The sequence below is a fragment of the Streptomyces sp. NPDC001393 genome (assembly GCF_053597455.1).
On sequence record NZ_JBSFIH010000030.1, the window covers coordinates 1 to 15,295 of the forward strand.

The following is a 15,295-nucleotide window of genomic DNA, read 5'->3' on the forward strand; positions in this document are numbered from 1 at the left end:
AGAGCGCATCCGCCCGGGTGTAGAGGCAGTCGTAGAACTGGACACGAAAGTGGGACAGGACACCCAACGCGGCGTCAGCGGACTGTTCAGCGGCGAGACTCTTCACCAGCGGCCGTTCCTTCACGCGACGTTGCTCGACACCTCGAAGCGTGAAGAACGGCCGCCCTGCTGTCCCGAAAACGAACCAAGATCAGCAGGTCGGGTGACCTGCGAGGTTAAACAAAAAGCTAACGCCTGTTCTCCGCCTCGGGCGAACCGCATGGACCCATTCGTCACCACCCCGAGCCGGTAGTGGCCTGGGACATCCCCGGGCGTCGCAGTGGAGCTGCCACCGAGCACCGAACGCGGAGGACCAGAACCTCGACACCTGGACCGTTCCAAGGTCGAGCAGGCCCGGCGTCAACGTTCTGATGGCTCGTAGACGAACCCCGCCAGCGGCGCAGCGACGTGCCAGCCCAGGCACTCGTACAACGCGCGACCCTGCAGCGTGGCGCCGAGGATCCCGGTTCTGGCGTTCTGATCCAGCGCGGCCGAGGTCAGCGTCGCCATGACAGCGGTACCCAAACCGCGCCGCTGGTGCGCGACCTCGGTGACGATCTGGTCGAACACGCATGTGCGGCCGGTAACCGCGACCTGGCCCTGGGCGGCGGCCGAGCCGTCACCGGCCCGGACCCGGACATGCGTGAGGCCGTGGGACGTCGAGACCTGGACCTGGTAGCCGTGTGGGACATGTGGTTCGGTCGGGCTGAGTTCTGTCGCCATCAAGAATGCCGGTGAGTCCTGCTTCCAGGGCTGGGGCAGTAGGTCCTTGAGCACGTTCGGTTGGACGAATGCCTTGATCCACGTCATCGGCTCGGTGACCGATGTCGTCAGCGTGCGGATCGTTGTTTCGTCAGCATCCAGCAGGACGTGCCGCCGTATCTGATTCGGCGCCCCGACTTCGATGCGCAGTCCCCACGCCTCCGAGATGGGCATGTCGGTACCGCGCGACAGCACCCAGCCGTCGACCCAGGCGCGAGCGATGTCGATGTTCCTTTCAACCACCCCCGTCGCGAGCGCGACGGGGGTGGTTCTGGCGGTCAGGGTCTGTGCGTGGGATCTCGTCGTGTGGTGCATCATTTCCCTTTCTTGTGGCTGCGCGTGTTGAGATGACGCCCTTGCGATTCGACGTCCGTGGCGAGCTATGACCACTGACCGTATTTCGGATCGGGAGCAGGGTCAGCGGAGTCGACGCCATGGGCGCGGGTTTGACGCTTGTGCCCTCCTTCTGAGCCGTTCCTGCCTTGCGTCGGCGGCCCCGAACGGGCAGTCCCGGACAGCACCAGGCCGATGGCGCCCAGTAGGCAGCAACTCGCCACGGCGTCGAGGGTGGCGGTCAGTCCTGCGGTGTGCCACAGCAGAGCTGCCCCGAGCGGTGCGATGGCTCTGACCAGAGTCAGCGGAATGCCCCAGGTCGCGGACAAAGCAGCGTGGTGGGCGGTGCCGTAGCGGTTGATGAGCAGGGCGGGCTTGGCGATGGTGGCCACGCCGAAGCCGAGACCGAAGGCGAGGACGCAGGCCACGGCACCGAGGGCGCCGTGGCCTGCGTCCGGCAGCAGAGCGGCGCCTGCGGCCTGGACCACGAAGACCCCGGAGGTGACGGTCGCGGTGGAGAAGCGGCGTGCGGCGGCCGCGGTGGCCAGGCGTCCGGTGACGGACAGCACGCCGAGAAGTCCGGCCGCCGTGGCGGCGAAGCCGGGGCCGTGGCCCAGTTCGCGCAGCATCGCCACCAGGAGTACCGAGATTGCCGACACCGCGCACGTCTGGGCGGCGAAGGCTGCGGCCAACAGCCAGAAGACGGTGTCGCGGACAGCTCGGCGGATGGCCTTTTCGCCTTCGGTTGCGTGGGCCGCGATGGCCGCGCGTTCGGCAGCCGTGGCGGATGGATCTCGCAATGGTGCGGGCGGGCGACGGATGCACGCGTGGAGCGGGACGGTGATGACGCCGTGGCCGATGGCCAGGATCGCGATGGCGTTTCGCCACCCGCAGATGCCGTTCAACATGCCGGCGAGTGGCACAAAGGCGCTGGAGGAGAGTCCGGCGACGGCGGTGACGACGAGCAGCGCTTTGGAGCGGGCAGCGTCGAACCAGGACACGATGACCGGCAGCGCGGTCTCGTACAAGACCGCGACCGAGACGGCGCCGAGCGCGATCCACACCGCATAGAGCGCGGCGATGCTCTCTGCGCGTGACCAGGCCAGAGCCAGGAGCGTTGCGGTGGCGGATCCGGCGGTCATCAGAGCCCGGCCGCCGTGGCGGTCCAGCCAGCGGCCGACCGGGACGGCCGCGACAGCCCCGGCCAGAAGCGACGCGGTCAGTGCGCCGGTCACGGTGGTTCTACTGGTATGGAGCGCCGCCGCCGTGGGAGTGAGAAACACCGGGAAGGAGTAGAGGAGCACGCCGTAGCCCACGGTCTGGGTGACGGCCAACAGCCCCACCATGTGCCACGCATGGGCGGGCGCCGGCGGCGGAGCGCCCGGGTCGGCCGACGAGTTGTCAGCGACGCGGGCAGTCCGCCTTTTCGGATGCAAGCCCCTGATGGGCCTCAAGGCGGTCACCTTCGAATACTTGGTCAGTCGTCCGACATCTGGTTGGCACAGCCCGTCCAGGCCCCCATGATGGGCCGGGGCGCTACGGTCGGTGTGCCCGTCCGCGCGCCCCGATGGATGCGGCTTGCCGCGAGACGCTGTCAGATCTCGCCGAAGAATTCCGTGATGTCACGCGCCAGGATCTGCGGGGCCTGGTGGGCGGTGTAATGGCCGGGGGTGTCGTAGACGTTCCAGCGGACGATGTTCTTGTGGTCGCGATCGGCGAAGCGGCGGATGCCGAAGAAGTCGCCTGCCGAGCCGCACAGCGCGGTCGGGACAGTTGTCGGGCCCTGCGGCCGCTCGGCGTCCAAAGCCATCTCCCGGTAGAACCGCATCGCCGAGCCGACGGTGTTCGTCAGCCAGTAGGCCGCGACGTTGGCGATCACGAACTCGTCGTCCAAGTCCTCCGGCAGCAGCTGGATGTTCCAGCCGAGCAGCCCGACCGCCGAGTCGGTCAGCGCGTGCGCGAGGGTCTGCGGCTGCTGCGACTGCACCTGGTTGAAGGAGCCGAGGTTCTCCCAGAACCACTGGAGCTTGGCCAGCGCGGTCTGCTCCTCCTGCGTCAAGTCATCCATCTCCGCGGAGTCGCCGGACGGGAACGAGAACACCTGCGTGACATGCACGCCGACCACCCGGTCCGGTGCGACCCGCCCGACCTCCGGAGAGATCATCGAGCCGGCGTCGTTGCCGACCGCGCCGAAACGCTCGTAGCCGAGCCGGTCCATCAGTTCCACCCACGCGCGGGCCGTCCGCTGCACGTTCCAGCCGCGCTCCCTCGTCGGCCCGGCGAAGCCGAACCCCGGGATCGACGGGATCACCAGGTCGAAACCGGCCGCGGTCAGTGGCTCGATCGCGTCCAGGTACTCGGCCTGCGAACCCGGCCAGCCATGGGTGAGGATCAGGGCGAGCGCGCCCGGCCGCCCGGACTTCACATGCAGGAAGTGGACGTCCTGGCCGTCGATCTCCGTGACGAACTGCGGGACTGCGTTCAGCCTGGCCTCGTGGGCGCGCCAGTCGAACTCGTTCCGCCAGTACTCGACCAGCCGATGCACCCGGGAGACCGGGGTGCCGTATTCGCCGTCCGCGTCCTTGTATGCGTCGGTGAATCGGGCCCGGGCCAGACGGTCGCGCAGGTCGTCCAGATCGGTCTGGGGGATCTCGATACGGAACGGACGGATTACGGTGTTGGTTTTCGCCTGCATGGTCATGCCACTGCACTCCCGTAGGTTTGGCCCTGGTCAGGACGTAGGGTCGGTCCGGCAGAGCAAGAGTTCTGTGGGGGAGGAACGTGTCAGCAACGCCTGAGAAATCGCTGACTGGGCGGATGGACGGGCAGGGCCATCCGAGCACGCGTCTGTGGTTCGGGCTTCTGGGGCCGATGGTGGTGCAAGGCGCCCCCGGCACCGTGATTCCCCTTCGGGCGCTGAAGCGCCGAATGCTGCTGGCGCTGCTCCTGCTGGAGCCGAACCGGGTGGTGGCCCGTGACCGGATCGAGTCGGTCCTTTGGGGGGAGCATCCGCCGGCGACGGCCCGGGCCTCGCTCAACAACTACGTCGTCCAGCTTCGACGGTCTTTCGGTCCCGGGCGCACCCGGCTGCGGACGGTTCCCACCGGTTATCTCCTCGAGGTCCAGCCAAGCGAACTCGACACCCGGGAATTCGGCAGGATGCTCGCCGAGGCGAAAGCCGCCCGGGAACGCGGTGAGCACGCCGCCGTGATGCGCGAGACGACTGCCGCTCTGGCGCTGTGGCGTGATGAGCCGTTCGCCGATCTACCCGAACTCGCCGACGTCACGGAGCCCTACGCGGTGCATCTGCGCGAATTGCGGCTGCTGGCTCTCGAGTGGAGGCTGGACGCCGGCTTGGAACTGGGCCTCATGGATGACGCCGTGCTCGAACTGAACCGCTTGGTCGCTGAACACCCGCTACGCGAAGCGTTCCATCGGCAGCTGATGCTCATCCACCACCGCAGCGGACGGCAGGCCGACGCCCTGCTGGCGTTCGAACGCGCACGAGAAGTCTTCGCCGAAGAGCTGGGCGTGGACCCGGGGCGCGAGCTCCGTGACCTGCACCAACTGGTCCTTGCCCAGGACCAGGGTCCGTCGCGCATCGGCGCGATACCTCTGCCGACTCCGAGTCAGCTTCCCGGGTCCATCGCGGACTTCTGCGGCCGCCACGACGAAGCGGCACGACTGCGCGCTCTGCTCGCCGCGCCGTCCGAACCAACGACGCCGACGCTCGTCGCGATCACCGGAGTCGGCGGCTGCGGGAAGACCACACTCGCGCTGCATGTCGCGCACCAGGTGGCGGCGCGATATCCCGACGGCCGGCTGTTCGCCGATCTGCGGGGTGCGGACGCCACGCCTGTGGCTCCCGGCGAGATCCTCGCGGACTTCCTTCGCGCGCTTGGCGTCGCTGACGCAGACATTCCCGCGGACCAGGGGTCTCGGGCGGCTCTGTATCGCAGCGTCTTGGCCGGACGGCGCGTGCTCGTCGTCCTGGACAACGCGCGGGATGCCGCACAGCTGCGATCGCTTCTGCCGGGCACGGCGGGATGCGCGGTGGTGGCCACCAGCAGGCGCACACTGGCTGGCCTGGCCGGGGTCACGCGCATGGGCCTCGGACCGCTCGCCGACGCCGAGGCGTACGCGCTGTTCGGCGCCATCGCCGGGGCGAAGCGGATCGCCGCCGAACCGACGGCGACTTCACAAGTCCTGTTCGCGTGTGGAGGCCTGCCGTTGGCGCTTCGGATCGCCGCGGCCCGACTGGCCGCCCGACCGTCATGGTCGGTGAGCGCTCTCGCGGCGAAGCTCGCCCACCAGCACCGCCGTCTCGACGAACTTCATACGGACGACCTCGCGGTACGGGCCAGCTTCCGCCTGAGCTACGACAGTCTCCCCGACGCACCAGGAATCGGGGGGCCCGACCCGAAGCGGGCGTTCCGGATCCTGGGCCTGCTGCCGGGCGCCGACATCAGCCTCTCGGCCGCGGCCGCCGCGCTGGACCGGCCGGAGTCCGGCGCGGAGGAGGAACTGGAACACCTGGTGGACGTCGGGCTTCTGGACAGCCCTGCGCCGGACCGCTACCGCCTGCACGACCTGCTGGGGCTGTTCGCCGCCGAACGGGCGGCCGAGGAGGAATCAGGGGACTCACGACGCGATGCCGTACAACGAGCAACCGAATGGTTCCTTGGTACCCTGATCAATGCCGATGCGGTCCTTTTCCCCGGTGCGGTCCGACCGGACCCGTTGCCCCCGGACGACCGCCACCCGTCGTGGAACTTCGCCTCCTTCGAGGAGGCACTCGCGTGGTGCGAGACCGAGCGACCCACGGTCGTGGCTCTGGCATCCCTGGCAACGGAGTACGGACTCCACGACCTCGCATGGCGGATCCCGGGATTCGCCTGGGCCTACTTCAATCTCAAGGGCCACTTCCAGGACTGGCTGGCAACTACCGAGACCGGGCTGGCCAGCGCCCGAGGATGCCAAGACCCCGTCGCGGAAGCGGCCATCGCGACGTCGCAGGGTGCCGCCCTGATGTGCCTCGACCAGGTGAGCCGTGCGCGGGACTGCCTGACGCGGGCGCTGACCGTCCTGGAGCGGATCGACGACCCGCCCGGCCGGATGACGTGCCTGTCCACCCTGGGCGCGGTCCTGCACCGCCAGAGAAAGTACGACGAGGCCAGGGAGTGCTACCTGCGGGCGCTCGCCCTCGCCGGAAGCCCGCAGACCCGCCACCGGGAGGCGACCTTGCTGGTCAACCTGGCCCACGCCGAGACCGAAAGCGGAGACCACGAAGCAGCGCTCGGACACCTCGACCGGGCTCGGCACATCAACCTCGAACTCGGGGACCGGGCCTTGTCAACGAGCATCCTCAAGCTGACCGGACGTTCGATGGCGCGCCTCGGTCGGATCCAGGAAGCCGAAACCACCCTTCGTCAGGCCCTCGCCATGGCCCGTTCGGCGGCATACGACGCCAACGAGGCATTCTGTGGGCTCTTCCTCGCGCAGTCGCTCGCCGGGTCGGGGCGCGCGGAAGAAGCCGCGTCCCAACTGCACGAGTCGCGAGCACTGATACCGCGCCTCAGGGGATGGGATGCGCGGATGATCCGCGAGATCCTCACCGAGACCGAGGCTATGCTCCAACGATGAGTGGGTGCGGTTGTCGTGGAACGTCCGACAGTCAACGTGCCGAGAAGTAGATGAACCCTGACAGCGGCGCGATGAGGGGCCAGCCCAGGGACTCGTACCGCCAACGGGCCTGGACCGTGGCGCCGAGGAGCCCGGTCGTGGTGCCCTGGTCCTGCGCGGCGGCGGCCAGGGTCGCCGTAAAGACCGTGCCCGAGCCGCGCCGCCGGTGTGGGGGCTCGGTGACGATGCGGTCGAACACGCAGGTGCGGGCGGTGACGGGCGACCTGACCCGTGCCACGGCCGAGCGCCACCGGCAAGGAGCCGGACACGCATGACACCGTCCGACGTCCCCGCCTGGTCGCGGCAGCCGTCGGCGAGGCGCGTACGGGCGGGCTGACTTCCGTCGCCATCAGGAACCCCGGCGCGTCTTTGTCCCAGTCCGGGCCCTCGAGAAGGTCCAGTTCGGCCAAGGCATTGATCCACGTCAGCGGCTCGGTGACCGAGTCCGCGAGTGCGGATCGTCGGGTCGTCGGCGTCCAGCAGGACGTACCGCCGTACCTGATTCGGCGCCCCGGCTTCGATCCGCAGCCCCACGCTTGCGAGACTGGCTCCTCGGCACCGCGCGAAAGCCCGGGCCATCTCGATCTCCATCTCAAGCACCCCTGCAATGGCCAGAGTTGCTGCGATGACCATACGCAGGCGGAACGCTTGCCGCCCCGGCGTGACGCGCTACGGCCACGTGTACGGGCCTGTGACAGTGAGGTTCGGGCCCCGGGCCGTTGCCACCACGTTTTCGACCGGTTTCCGCTCCGAGGCAACGTCCAATGTGCCACCGGGTGGCATCGCAACCTCCGCGGAAGCTGAGGCTGGCGCGCCGCGCATGCAAGTGGAGCGTGCGTTCGCGCCGGCGGACGCACGCAGGTGGTTGAGCCGAGTCGCAGCCGCCGGGTCCGCAGTGTTATCGAGTGAGATCGGATGGGAGTACCGATGAGCCGCAGCACCGTGTACGGCGTCCATGACTGCCTGGTGACGGTCCTGGATGACGGGCGGGCGGCCGTCGTGCCGGGGCGGATTGCGAGAGGCGGTCGGATTCTTCTGGCGCCCAAGGCGGTCGAACGGGCGCTGGGGTGGGTGCGCAAGTCGCAGGGTTGGTGCCGGGAGGATGTGTGCGTGCCCGCGTTCGCCGCGGCCGCTGCGGAGGAGCAGGGCGGGCTGGACCTGGCGGCCTTCGCCACCCTGATCGACCGGCCCGTCGCGGTGGAAACCAAGGCGGTCGACACGAACGCGACGGGAACGGCGGCGGTGATCGCGTTCGGCGTCTCCGCGGGGGAGCGTGCACAGGCCCAGGCGGTCGCGGTCGCGCCGGACTTCACACTCGCGGACGCCGACGGCGTGGCGCACACGCTCAGCTCGTTGCGCGGGCGCAAGGTCGCGCTGGTCTTCTGGGGGTCCTGGTGCGGCTGCCGATACGACCTGCCGGAGTGGGAGCAGCAGCACGCCGCCCTGTCCGAGTACGGCTTCACCGTCGTCAGCGTGGCCGTGGACCGGCGGGTCGAGGACGCCGCGCCCTGGATCGCCGAGGCCGGGGTGACGCATCCGGCGCTCATCGACACCGACGGCCAGGTCGCCGACCGTTACGGCGTGCTCAACGTTCCGACGGTGGTGTGGATCGACGAGACCGGGCGGATCGCACGGCCCAATGACACCCAGTTCGCCACGGATCTGTTCCGCGAGATGTCCGGACTTGACTCCAGCGCGGCGCTGGCCACGCTGCGGCGTTGGGTCGTGGAGGGCGAGAGCGGCCTCAGTGACGTGGACATCGAGCGGTACACCCGCCCGGCCACCGCCGCGCAGCAGCAGGCGCGCGTCGAGGCGGCGCTCGGCCTGTGGCTGCACCGGGCGGGCCGGGTCGAGGACGCCGAACGGCACTTCCTGCGTGCCGAGGAGCTGGCCCCGGAGGACCTGACGATCTGGCGCGGCACGATGCCGCTGCGCGGTCAGGACCCCATGGGCGACGGCTACTTCGCGCGGCGCACCGCGCTGACCGAGGCCGGCGTCCCGATCTACCGCCCGCTCGGCGACTGGTACCACGCATGAGGCCCGGATTTCGCCGCGTCCAGCTTCTACGCGCGTGCCCAGGCTGCGCTCGGGGCTGCTGTATCTGGCCGCCGAGCTGCTGGCGACCGAGGTCTCCGGGGCGCTCACCATGCGGCGCATCGCAGCTGCCGCCGTCTACTCGACGGCGGTGCTCTGCGGGGTCTTCGGCGCCAAGGACGGGATTGTCGCGGACGCCCTCTACCGGGGGCTTCGCCCGGCCGCGCGGCCGTCTGGACACGGCACCTGGGCCGGGCACCGAGTACAGGCCACGGACACGGGCACCGGTACGGCTGGCGTAGGCCCGGGGCCGTTGCCGCCACGTTTTCGACCGGTTTCCGGTCTGCGGCAACGTCCGTGCCGCCGGGTGGCATCGCGTGGCTTGCCGGTCTTTGCCGGGAGGGCCAGACAACCCGCACCATCCTCGCCGCCCCGAAGAAGTGCCCACGCTCACAGGCGGTCCTCTTCATTCCCCTACCCATTAACAGGAGTTACCCATGCTGAAGAGTCTTCGCCGCATCACCGTGGTCGCCGCGACCGCGCTCATGCTCATGGTCGGCGCTGGTGCCAGTGGCGCCTTCGCCGACGTTCAGTCTGCGGGCACCGTCACGAGCTGCCCCTGACACGCCTGCTCACCCTGCGTGCACTGAATGGGCAGCGATGCCATCAAACGAACCAAACTCATCTTCGGAGGCACCCATGCCTACAACTCACATATCCAAGATCGCCGGAGGGCCCTGGCCATCCCGGCGCTGATGTTCGCGACAACTACCGGCGCCTCGGCCGGCGACCTCGGCTCCTCTCTCAGCCGGGGGCAGACTCTCTACGCGGGCGACTACATCTGGCGTCTCAACAGCAGCGGAACCAACGCGGTGCTCTTGGAGATGCAGTCGGACGGCAGCCTGGTGGAGTACGTCTCCATCGACACCGACCCCAACGACGCCAAGGCGGCGTGCTGGGCGGCGGGCACCAACGGCTCCGGGGCGACACACGCCGACTACCAGTCCGACGGGAACTTCGTCGTCTACACCGACTCCGGCACCCCTGTGTGGGCCAGCAACACCCAGTGGGGGTCCGGATCGACCGTCGACATCAACTGGCACGGCATCGTGTACGTCGGCACCACACCGATCACCTCCACCAACTGCCAGTACTGGCCGTATGAGAGGTGACGCGGCCGGGTCGGCGGCTCGCGCTCAATAACTGAAATCCTGAACGAGAGGCGAACGAATTCATGCGCAACAAGGTGATCGGCAGTCTTGCAGTGGTCGGCCTTGTGCTCGCCACTGGCGTCGCGGGCACCGCAACGGCTTCTGCCGCACAAGCGGGCAAGCCGTGCGGCAACTACACCTCCAGCGAGCCGACTCTGAGCTACGGCTCAAGCGGCATCGCCGTGGAAGCGCTTCAGTGCGAGCTGAACTGGGACATGAACAACACCACCGACCTGAACATCGACGGTTCCTGGGGCGACCAAACGCAAGCGGCCGTCATCAAGTTCCAGCAGTGTGCCGGGCTGCAGCCCGTGGACGGGATCGTCGGGCCGCAGACCTGGTCCAAGCTGGACTACTGGGCGAGTTCCCAATACTACGTCTGCTGACGCACTCTGCCATCGCGTCGACCGGCGCGGCACCGGCACCGACGTGGACAACGGAGAGCAGGAGAGGCGATGATCCTGTTCGGGGACGGCCTGGGGCGCCGCCTGGGACGGGCCGAACAGCAGACGCTGACCGACGCGCTCGACAACCCCGACGGGCGACGCTCTCTACCGCCTCCAGGCCGCCCGCGCCGACGCGGAGGAGGAACAGCGCCGGACCGCTGAGCAGGAGTGGCGGCGCCCGGTGTGCAAGCGGTGCGGGGAGAAGCTCACCGTGAGGCTCTCCCTGCGGGGTGGACACCCTGAGAATGGATCTTGATGGTCCAGGAAGGCATGTCCAGGTGGGGCGTCGGTCTCCGTACCCGGAGGAGTTCAGGAAGGATGCCGTCGCGTTGTATCGGGCAGCCGGCGGAAAGCGCACGTACGCGGCGATGGCCGCTGACGTGGGGGTGACCGGCGAGACGCTGCGTAGCTGGGTGCGGCAGGCGAAGCGATCAGGTGTAGCCGCCCAACTCCTGCGGCCTGGCGGCCTCGAACACGGAGGCGACGCTGATGAAGGGGCCCGCAGAGGGGCTGTTCGTTTGCCGCACACGCTGATGCCCCGGCGGATTTCTCCACCGGGGCATCAGCCGTCATTCCTCAGACCGACCAGGCTATTGCGGTTGCGCCGTCCAGTTCTCCGGAACGAGTGGTGCGGGCATCAGAAGCCGTATTCCTATCGATCATGAGGGCGGTTTTGATCGAACAGCGGGGTGGGCGCGGTGGCCTGCCAGGCCGGAGGACTCGGCCGTGACGTCAGCGTACAACCGGGCCACGGGCTGTCCGATGAGCACCTCGGCGACCCCCGCCCCGCCACCGCGGAGGACAGCACGGCCGCCCACGGCTGTGCGTAGTGCTCGTGGCCGAGGAGGCTGACGAGTTCGCGGCCTCGGTCCACCTGGACAGGCGCTGGGCGGCGGCGAAGCGGCACAGGTGCTGCTCGATGGTGACGGCCTGGCCGCCGTGTGCCGGATGACGAACTCCTCGGCCGGGTGGAGGCGTTGCGGGGTCAGGAACACATGGCCGACGTGGTCGTTGATCCGCTTCAGTGGTCCTGGCGCACCTGTCAGGAAAGACCCCACTGCTGGCTCGTCGCGCCCGTGCCCGGTTCCTGGTCCACGGCCGCTCCGCCGGTGGTCGAGGCGGTCGTGACGCCGATGTCCAGGTCGCTCCCGACGCCGGCGAGCATGTAGGTGCTGCCGGTGTAGCTGCCGACGAGGTCGAGGAACCATTCTTGGTTGGTCCCGCCGTTGCAGGTCCACTGCTGCAGTTGCAGGCCGGTGGCGGTCGACTGGTTCGGCACGTCCAGGCATAGGCCGCTCTTCACGCTCTTGAGCGTGTAGATGTTGTCCCCCACCCGCGTGAGAGTCCACTGCTGGTTGGTACCGCCGGTGGACGGCCACTGGATGATCTTGGCACCGTTCGCCGTGGAGCCGCTCGACACATCCATCGGCATGGCGCTGTTGACATCCTTCAGGGTGTGGACGCCCTCAGCGGGGATCCCGCTGTCGGCCGTCCAGGTTCCCGCTGCGGTGTCGAGTGACCAGGTGGGGTACTGGCCGAGGTTCACCGTCGTTCCCCTGATGGTCAGGGGCAGCCAGATCAGTTTCGACGCGCCGAGGTCGGAGGTGTTCCAGCGGTCGCCGGCGTAGATGTAGGTGGTGCCGGAGGAGCCCTGGACGGTGATGACGTTCGCCGTCTGGCTGCCGTAGGTGTGGGTGCCGGGTGCGGCCAGGTCACGGAACGACGACCAGGGGCCGCCCAGTGACGTGGCGGTGGCGTAGATGTTGTCGTTGAGGCCCCAGCCCGTCAGGTGCGAGCCGAAGACGTAGTAGATGCCGTTGGCCTTGACCATGGCGGGCGCCTCGACGCTGCCGCTGCTGCCGCTGCTGCCGAGCACCGCCACGGCGCTGTCCACGGACAGGTAGTCGGCGGACAGCTTGTCGATGCGCAGGCCGTTGTTGCGGTCCTCGCTCAGCAGATAGGCGGTGCCGTCGGTGTCCTGGAACAGGCCGAGGTCACGGCTGAGGTTGCCCAGCGGCCGGAAGCTTCCCCGGTAGGTGTAGGGGCCGCAGGGGGTGCTGCTGGTCGCCACACCGACCTTGGCCTCGGAGTAGTTGGTGCTGTCGATGTGTATGTACATCACGTAGGTGCTGGTCGAGGCGTTGTAGATGACCTTGGGTCGCTCCACGACGCGGCTGGGCCCCAGGTCGCCGCTGCTCTGCCTGGCCAGGGCGACGCCCCGGTAGGTCCAGTTGGCCAGGTCGGTCGAGGTGTAGCACGGGATGTCCTGGAACGATGTGTCCGACGACGTCTCGCCGGTCTTGTCCTCCCCGAAGCCGTACCAGGTGCTGCCCACCTTGATGATGCCGAGGCCGTGCAGTTGCAGCGCGTTCCCGTTCTGGTCGGTGCGTGCGGCGCCCGTGGTGAACGACACCGAGGCCGCGTGCGCCTCGGTCGCCGGAAGCAGGAGCGCTGCAAGGCCTCCCAGCAGGGTCAGTAACGCGGTGGCTCTGCGCCGCCATCGGGTTCCGGGCGTCCGGGGATCTCCCTTGAACATGTGCGTCCCTCTCTGTCGAGGTTGACGGTCCCTTGGTGTCGGCGGAGACCCATGAGAGTCGTGGCATGTTTGCGGCGTCAAGGACGGCGTTCGAATTTGTTTAAGCTTGACCGGCGCGCGGCGTACCTAGCCGGGCTCGGCAGGGCCGCAAGTCGCCCGGACTGTCCAGGATTTCGGACATGCGAAGGGGCGGATACGAGGGATTGACCTTTGGTTCGGGGCGGGCGTAGAAACTTCGCGACAGTCAGAATCTGTTACTTGCTGGTTGAGTTTGTTGGAAACAAGATCCAAGCGAGGTGGAACGGCCGTGAACGTGCCAGGGCCTCAGGAACCCTCCCGCCGCAGGGTGCTCAAGGGCGCAGCTGTCGCCGCCGCAACGGCCGCGCTGGGCATCGGCAGCACACATCCGGCCGAGGCCTCGGACGCCTCCGTCACCGCGACATCGCTCGACGGCGCCACCAGCATCACCATGTCGCTGACGGGCGGCTCGCTCCAGTGGTCGGCCCGGCGCAAGGGCGCGACAGTCGTGGCCGGTTCGGCCATGGGCCTGCGGCTGAGCGACGGAACCACCCTCGGCACCGACGCCGTTCTGACGGACTATCAGCACTGGCACGTCGACAGCACATGGAACCCGGTGTACGGCCGCAGCGCGACCGTCTTGGACACCTACCAGGAGATGCGCTGGAACCTCCGGGACAACCACACCTCCATCAACTTCGGTGTCCAGATACGGGCCTACGCGACCGGAGTCGCATTCCGTTACGTCCTGCTCGACCCGGGCACCGCTGCCATCGCCGGCGAACTGACGACGTTCGTCTTCCCGGACGGCACACTCGTCTACAGCGCGCGGGACGAGGACGACTACAACCCGGTCGCGCCCGGCTCCATCCCGCCCACCGGAACCTCCTCCACGGACACCGGCCCCTTGACCGACCTCCCCCTCACCGCGACCTACAGCAGCGGGCTCATCGCCTGCGTCTGCGAGTCGGCCCGCATCAACTACCCGCGCATGATGCTCAGTTCGGTCTCCGAACAGCCCAACACCCTCGCGGCGTACCTGATGCAGCACACCGCGCGCGGCTCGGGAGCGGTCCAGACGACCTCCACCGTCAGTACGCCGTTCGCCACGCCCTGGCGCGCTGTGGTGATCGGCTCCACCCACGCCGAACTGGTCGACAGCGCGGAGCTGGTGCTCAACCTGGCCCCGGCCGGCGCTCTCGCCGACACGTCGTGGATCAGACCGGGCAAGGTCTTCCGGTGCAACCTGACCACCGCGGACGGACTGGCGGGCGTCGACTTCGCCGCCGCCCGCGACCTGGAGTACATCGAGTACGACTCGGGGTGGTACGGCCCGTAGCACACCTCGACCGACGCCACGCAGCCGATCTCCGCCATCGACCTGCCCAAGGTCATCTCCTACGCCACCGGCAAAGGAATCGGCGTCCTCCTCTACGTCAACCCCATGGCCCTGAGCAGCCCGGACAGCCTGTTCGCCCGCTACCAGAGATGGGGCGTCGCGGGCGTCAAGCTGGGCTTCATCAACGACGGCACACAGGCGATGACGAACCAGATCACCGCCTGGGTCAGGACAGCGGCCAAGTACAAGCTGCTGATCGACACACACGACGACGTACGGCCGTTCGGCTACGAGCGGACCTACCCCCACTGGATCAGCCTGGAGGGCGTGCGGGGCAACGAGCACTTCCCGACCGCCACGCACAACGTGACCCTGCCCTTCACCCGCAACATCGGCGGCCCGATGGACTACACCATCTGCTACGGCCAGTCCCGCGACCGGACGACCAACGCCCACCAGATGGCGATGGCCGCCGTGTACTACCAGCCCCTGGAGTTCCTGTACTGGTACGACGCCCCCTCGAAGTACTCCACCCCCTCCAACTGGCCAGGGCTGCCCTGGTTCGACGCCATACCCACCGTCTGGGACCAGAGCAGGACCCTCGCCGGTGCGATCGGCGAGTACATCGCGGTCGCCCGGCGCAGCGGCACCACCTGGTACCTGGGGGCGATGACCAACGAGACCGCCCGGACCCTGTCGATCCCGCTGTCCTTCCTCGGCAGCGGCCCCTACACCGCGACGATCTATGCCGACGGAACACCGGGGAGCAGCCCGTACCAGACCCCCGTCGTCGTGAGCACACAGACCGTGACCTCGTCGACCACACTGAGCGTCGCGATGGCCCCCGCCGGCGGCCAGGCGGTCGTCCTGAGCCAAGGATGAGCGGCCGTGACCC

Annotated in this window: 12 protein-coding genes and 2 pseudogenes; 9 read left to right on the forward strand and 5 right to left on the reverse strand. The window is 68.5% G+C overall.

Translation table 11 applies throughout. The features are described 5' to 3' along the window. Positions 1-399 precede the first annotated feature (399 nt). The 3 genes from ACWC2T_RS27870 to ACWC2T_RS27880 all read right to left on the reverse strand — a co-directional run bounded on the left by ACWC2T_RS27870 (position 400) and on the right by ACWC2T_RS27880 (position 3,835). The gene (locus tag ACWC2T_RS27870; RefSeq protein WP_450673101.1) at positions 400-1,119 is read right to left on the reverse strand and encodes a GNAT family N-acetyltransferase; all 720 of its coding nucleotides are present in this window, start codon (positions 1,117-1,119) and stop codon (positions 400-402) included. A gap of 62 nt (positions 1,120-1,181) precedes the next feature. Further along, positions 1,182-2,597 (reverse strand): MFS transporter, encoded by a 1,416-nt coding sequence (locus tag ACWC2T_RS27875; RefSeq protein WP_450673102.1) that lies wholly within the window; start codon positions 2,595-2,597, stop codon positions 1,182-1,184. Between the two features lie 131 nt (positions 2,598-2,728). Continuing rightward, a complete protein-coding gene (locus tag ACWC2T_RS27880) occupies positions 2,729-3,835 on the reverse strand; it encodes an epoxide hydrolase family protein (RefSeq protein WP_450673103.1) in 1,107 nt (368 codons plus the stop codon). 116 nt (positions 3,836-3,951) lie between these two features. Between ACWC2T_RS27880 and ACWC2T_RS27885 the strand changes: the two genes are divergently transcribed. After that, the gene (locus ACWC2T_RS27885; protein WP_450673104.1) at positions 3,952-6,777 is read left to right on the forward strand and encodes a BTAD domain-containing putative transcriptional regulator; all 2,826 of its coding nucleotides are present in this window, start codon (positions 3,952-3,954) and stop codon (positions 6,775-6,777) included. A gap of 31 nt (positions 6,778-6,808) precedes the next feature. Here ACWC2T_RS27885 and ACWC2T_RS27890 read toward each other — a convergent pair whose 3' ends face one another. Beyond that, positions 6,809-7,054: a hypothetical protein gene (locus ACWC2T_RS27890; RefSeq protein ID WP_450673105.1), complete on the reverse strand. Its 246-nt coding sequence runs from the start codon at positions 7,052-7,054 to the stop codon at positions 6,809-6,811. Positions 7,055-7,743: 689 nt separating this feature from the next. On the opposite strand from ACWC2T_RS27890, the gene ACWC2T_RS27895 reads away from it, so the two are divergent. The 5 genes and pseudogenes from ACWC2T_RS27895 to ACWC2T_RS27915 all read left to right on the forward strand — a co-directional run. Continuing rightward, positions 7,744-8,853 carry a redoxin domain-containing protein gene (locus tag ACWC2T_RS27895; protein ID WP_450673106.1) on the forward strand — a complete coding sequence of 370 codons (1,110 nt, stop codon included), beginning with the start codon at positions 7,744-7,746 and terminating at the stop codon, positions 8,851-8,853. 494 nt (positions 8,854-9,347) lie between these two features. After that, the gene (locus ACWC2T_RS27900; protein WP_450673107.1) at positions 9,348-9,473 is read left to right on the forward strand and encodes a hypothetical protein; all 126 of its coding nucleotides are present in this window, start codon (positions 9,348-9,350) and stop codon (positions 9,471-9,473) included. Between the two features lie 132 nt (positions 9,474-9,605). Further along, positions 9,606-10,022 (forward strand): hypothetical protein, encoded by a 417-nt coding sequence (locus ACWC2T_RS27905; protein ID WP_450673108.1) that lies wholly within the window; start codon positions 9,606-9,608, stop codon positions 10,020-10,022. 62 nt (positions 10,023-10,084) lie between these two features. Further along, the gene (locus ACWC2T_RS27910; RefSeq protein ID WP_450673109.1) at positions 10,085-10,447 is read left to right on the forward strand and encodes a peptidoglycan-binding domain-containing protein; all 363 of its coding nucleotides are present in this window, start codon (positions 10,085-10,087) and stop codon (positions 10,445-10,447) included. Positions 10,448-10,785: 338 nt separating this feature from the next. Further along, positions 10,786-11,010, forward strand: a pseudogene (locus tag ACWC2T_RS27915) (transposase); the annotation flags it as partial. Between the two features lie 539 nt (positions 11,011-11,549). Here ACWC2T_RS27915 and ACWC2T_RS27920 read toward each other — a convergent pair. Next, a complete protein-coding gene (locus ACWC2T_RS27920; RefSeq protein ID WP_450673110.1) occupies positions 11,550-12,920 on the reverse strand; it encodes an RICIN domain-containing protein in 1,371 nt (456 codons plus the stop codon). A gap of 430 nt (positions 12,921-13,350) precedes the next feature. Here ACWC2T_RS27920 and ACWC2T_RS27925 point away from each other — a divergent pair, with 430 nt between their 5' ends. From ACWC2T_RS27925 to ACWC2T_RS27935, 3 genes and pseudogenes are all read left to right on the forward strand, one after another. Next, the gene (locus tag ACWC2T_RS27925) at positions 13,351-14,400 is read left to right on the forward strand and encodes a glycoside hydrolase family 97 N-terminal domain-containing protein (RefSeq protein ID WP_450673111.1); all 1,050 of its coding nucleotides are present in this window, start codon (positions 13,351-13,353) and stop codon (positions 14,398-14,400) included. 18 nt (positions 14,401-14,418) lie between these two features. Next, positions 14,419-14,919: pseudogene (locus tag ACWC2T_RS27930) on the forward strand (glycoside hydrolase family 97 catalytic domain-containing protein); the annotation flags it as partial. 51 nt (positions 14,920-14,970) lie between these two features. After that, positions 14,971-15,282 (forward strand): glycoside hydrolase family 97 C-terminal domain-containing protein, encoded by a 312-nt coding sequence (locus ACWC2T_RS27935; RefSeq protein WP_450673180.1) that lies wholly within the window; start codon positions 14,971-14,973, stop codon positions 15,280-15,282. Positions 15,283-15,295 lie beyond the last annotated feature (13 nt).

Coding starts and splice junctions, on each gene's coding strand:
- ACWC2T_RS27870 (WP_450673101.1), bottom strand. CDS start 1,119: ATGATGCACCACACGACGAGATCCCACGCACAGACCCTGACCGCCAGA.
- ACWC2T_RS27880 (WP_450673103.1), bottom strand. CDS start 3,835: ATGACCATGCAGGCGAAAACCAACACCGTAATCCGTCCGTTCCGTATC.
- ACWC2T_RS27885 (WP_450673104.1), top strand. CDS start 3,952: ATGGACGGGCAGGGCCATCCGAGCACGCGTCTGTGGTTCGGGCTTCTG.
- ACWC2T_RS27895 (WP_450673106.1), top strand. CDS start 7,744: ATGAGCCGCAGCACCGTGTACGGCGTCCATGACTGCCTGGTGACGGTC.
- ACWC2T_RS27900 (WP_450673107.1), top strand. CDS start 9,348: ATGCTGAAGAGTCTTCGCCGCATCACCGTGGTCGCCGCGACCGCGCTC.
- ACWC2T_RS27905 (WP_450673108.1), top strand. CDS start 9,606: ATGTTCGCGACAACTACCGGCGCCTCGGCCGGCGACCTCGGCTCCTCT.
- ACWC2T_RS27910 (WP_450673109.1), top strand. CDS start 10,085: ATGCGCAACAAGGTGATCGGCAGTCTTGCAGTGGTCGGCCTTGTGCTC.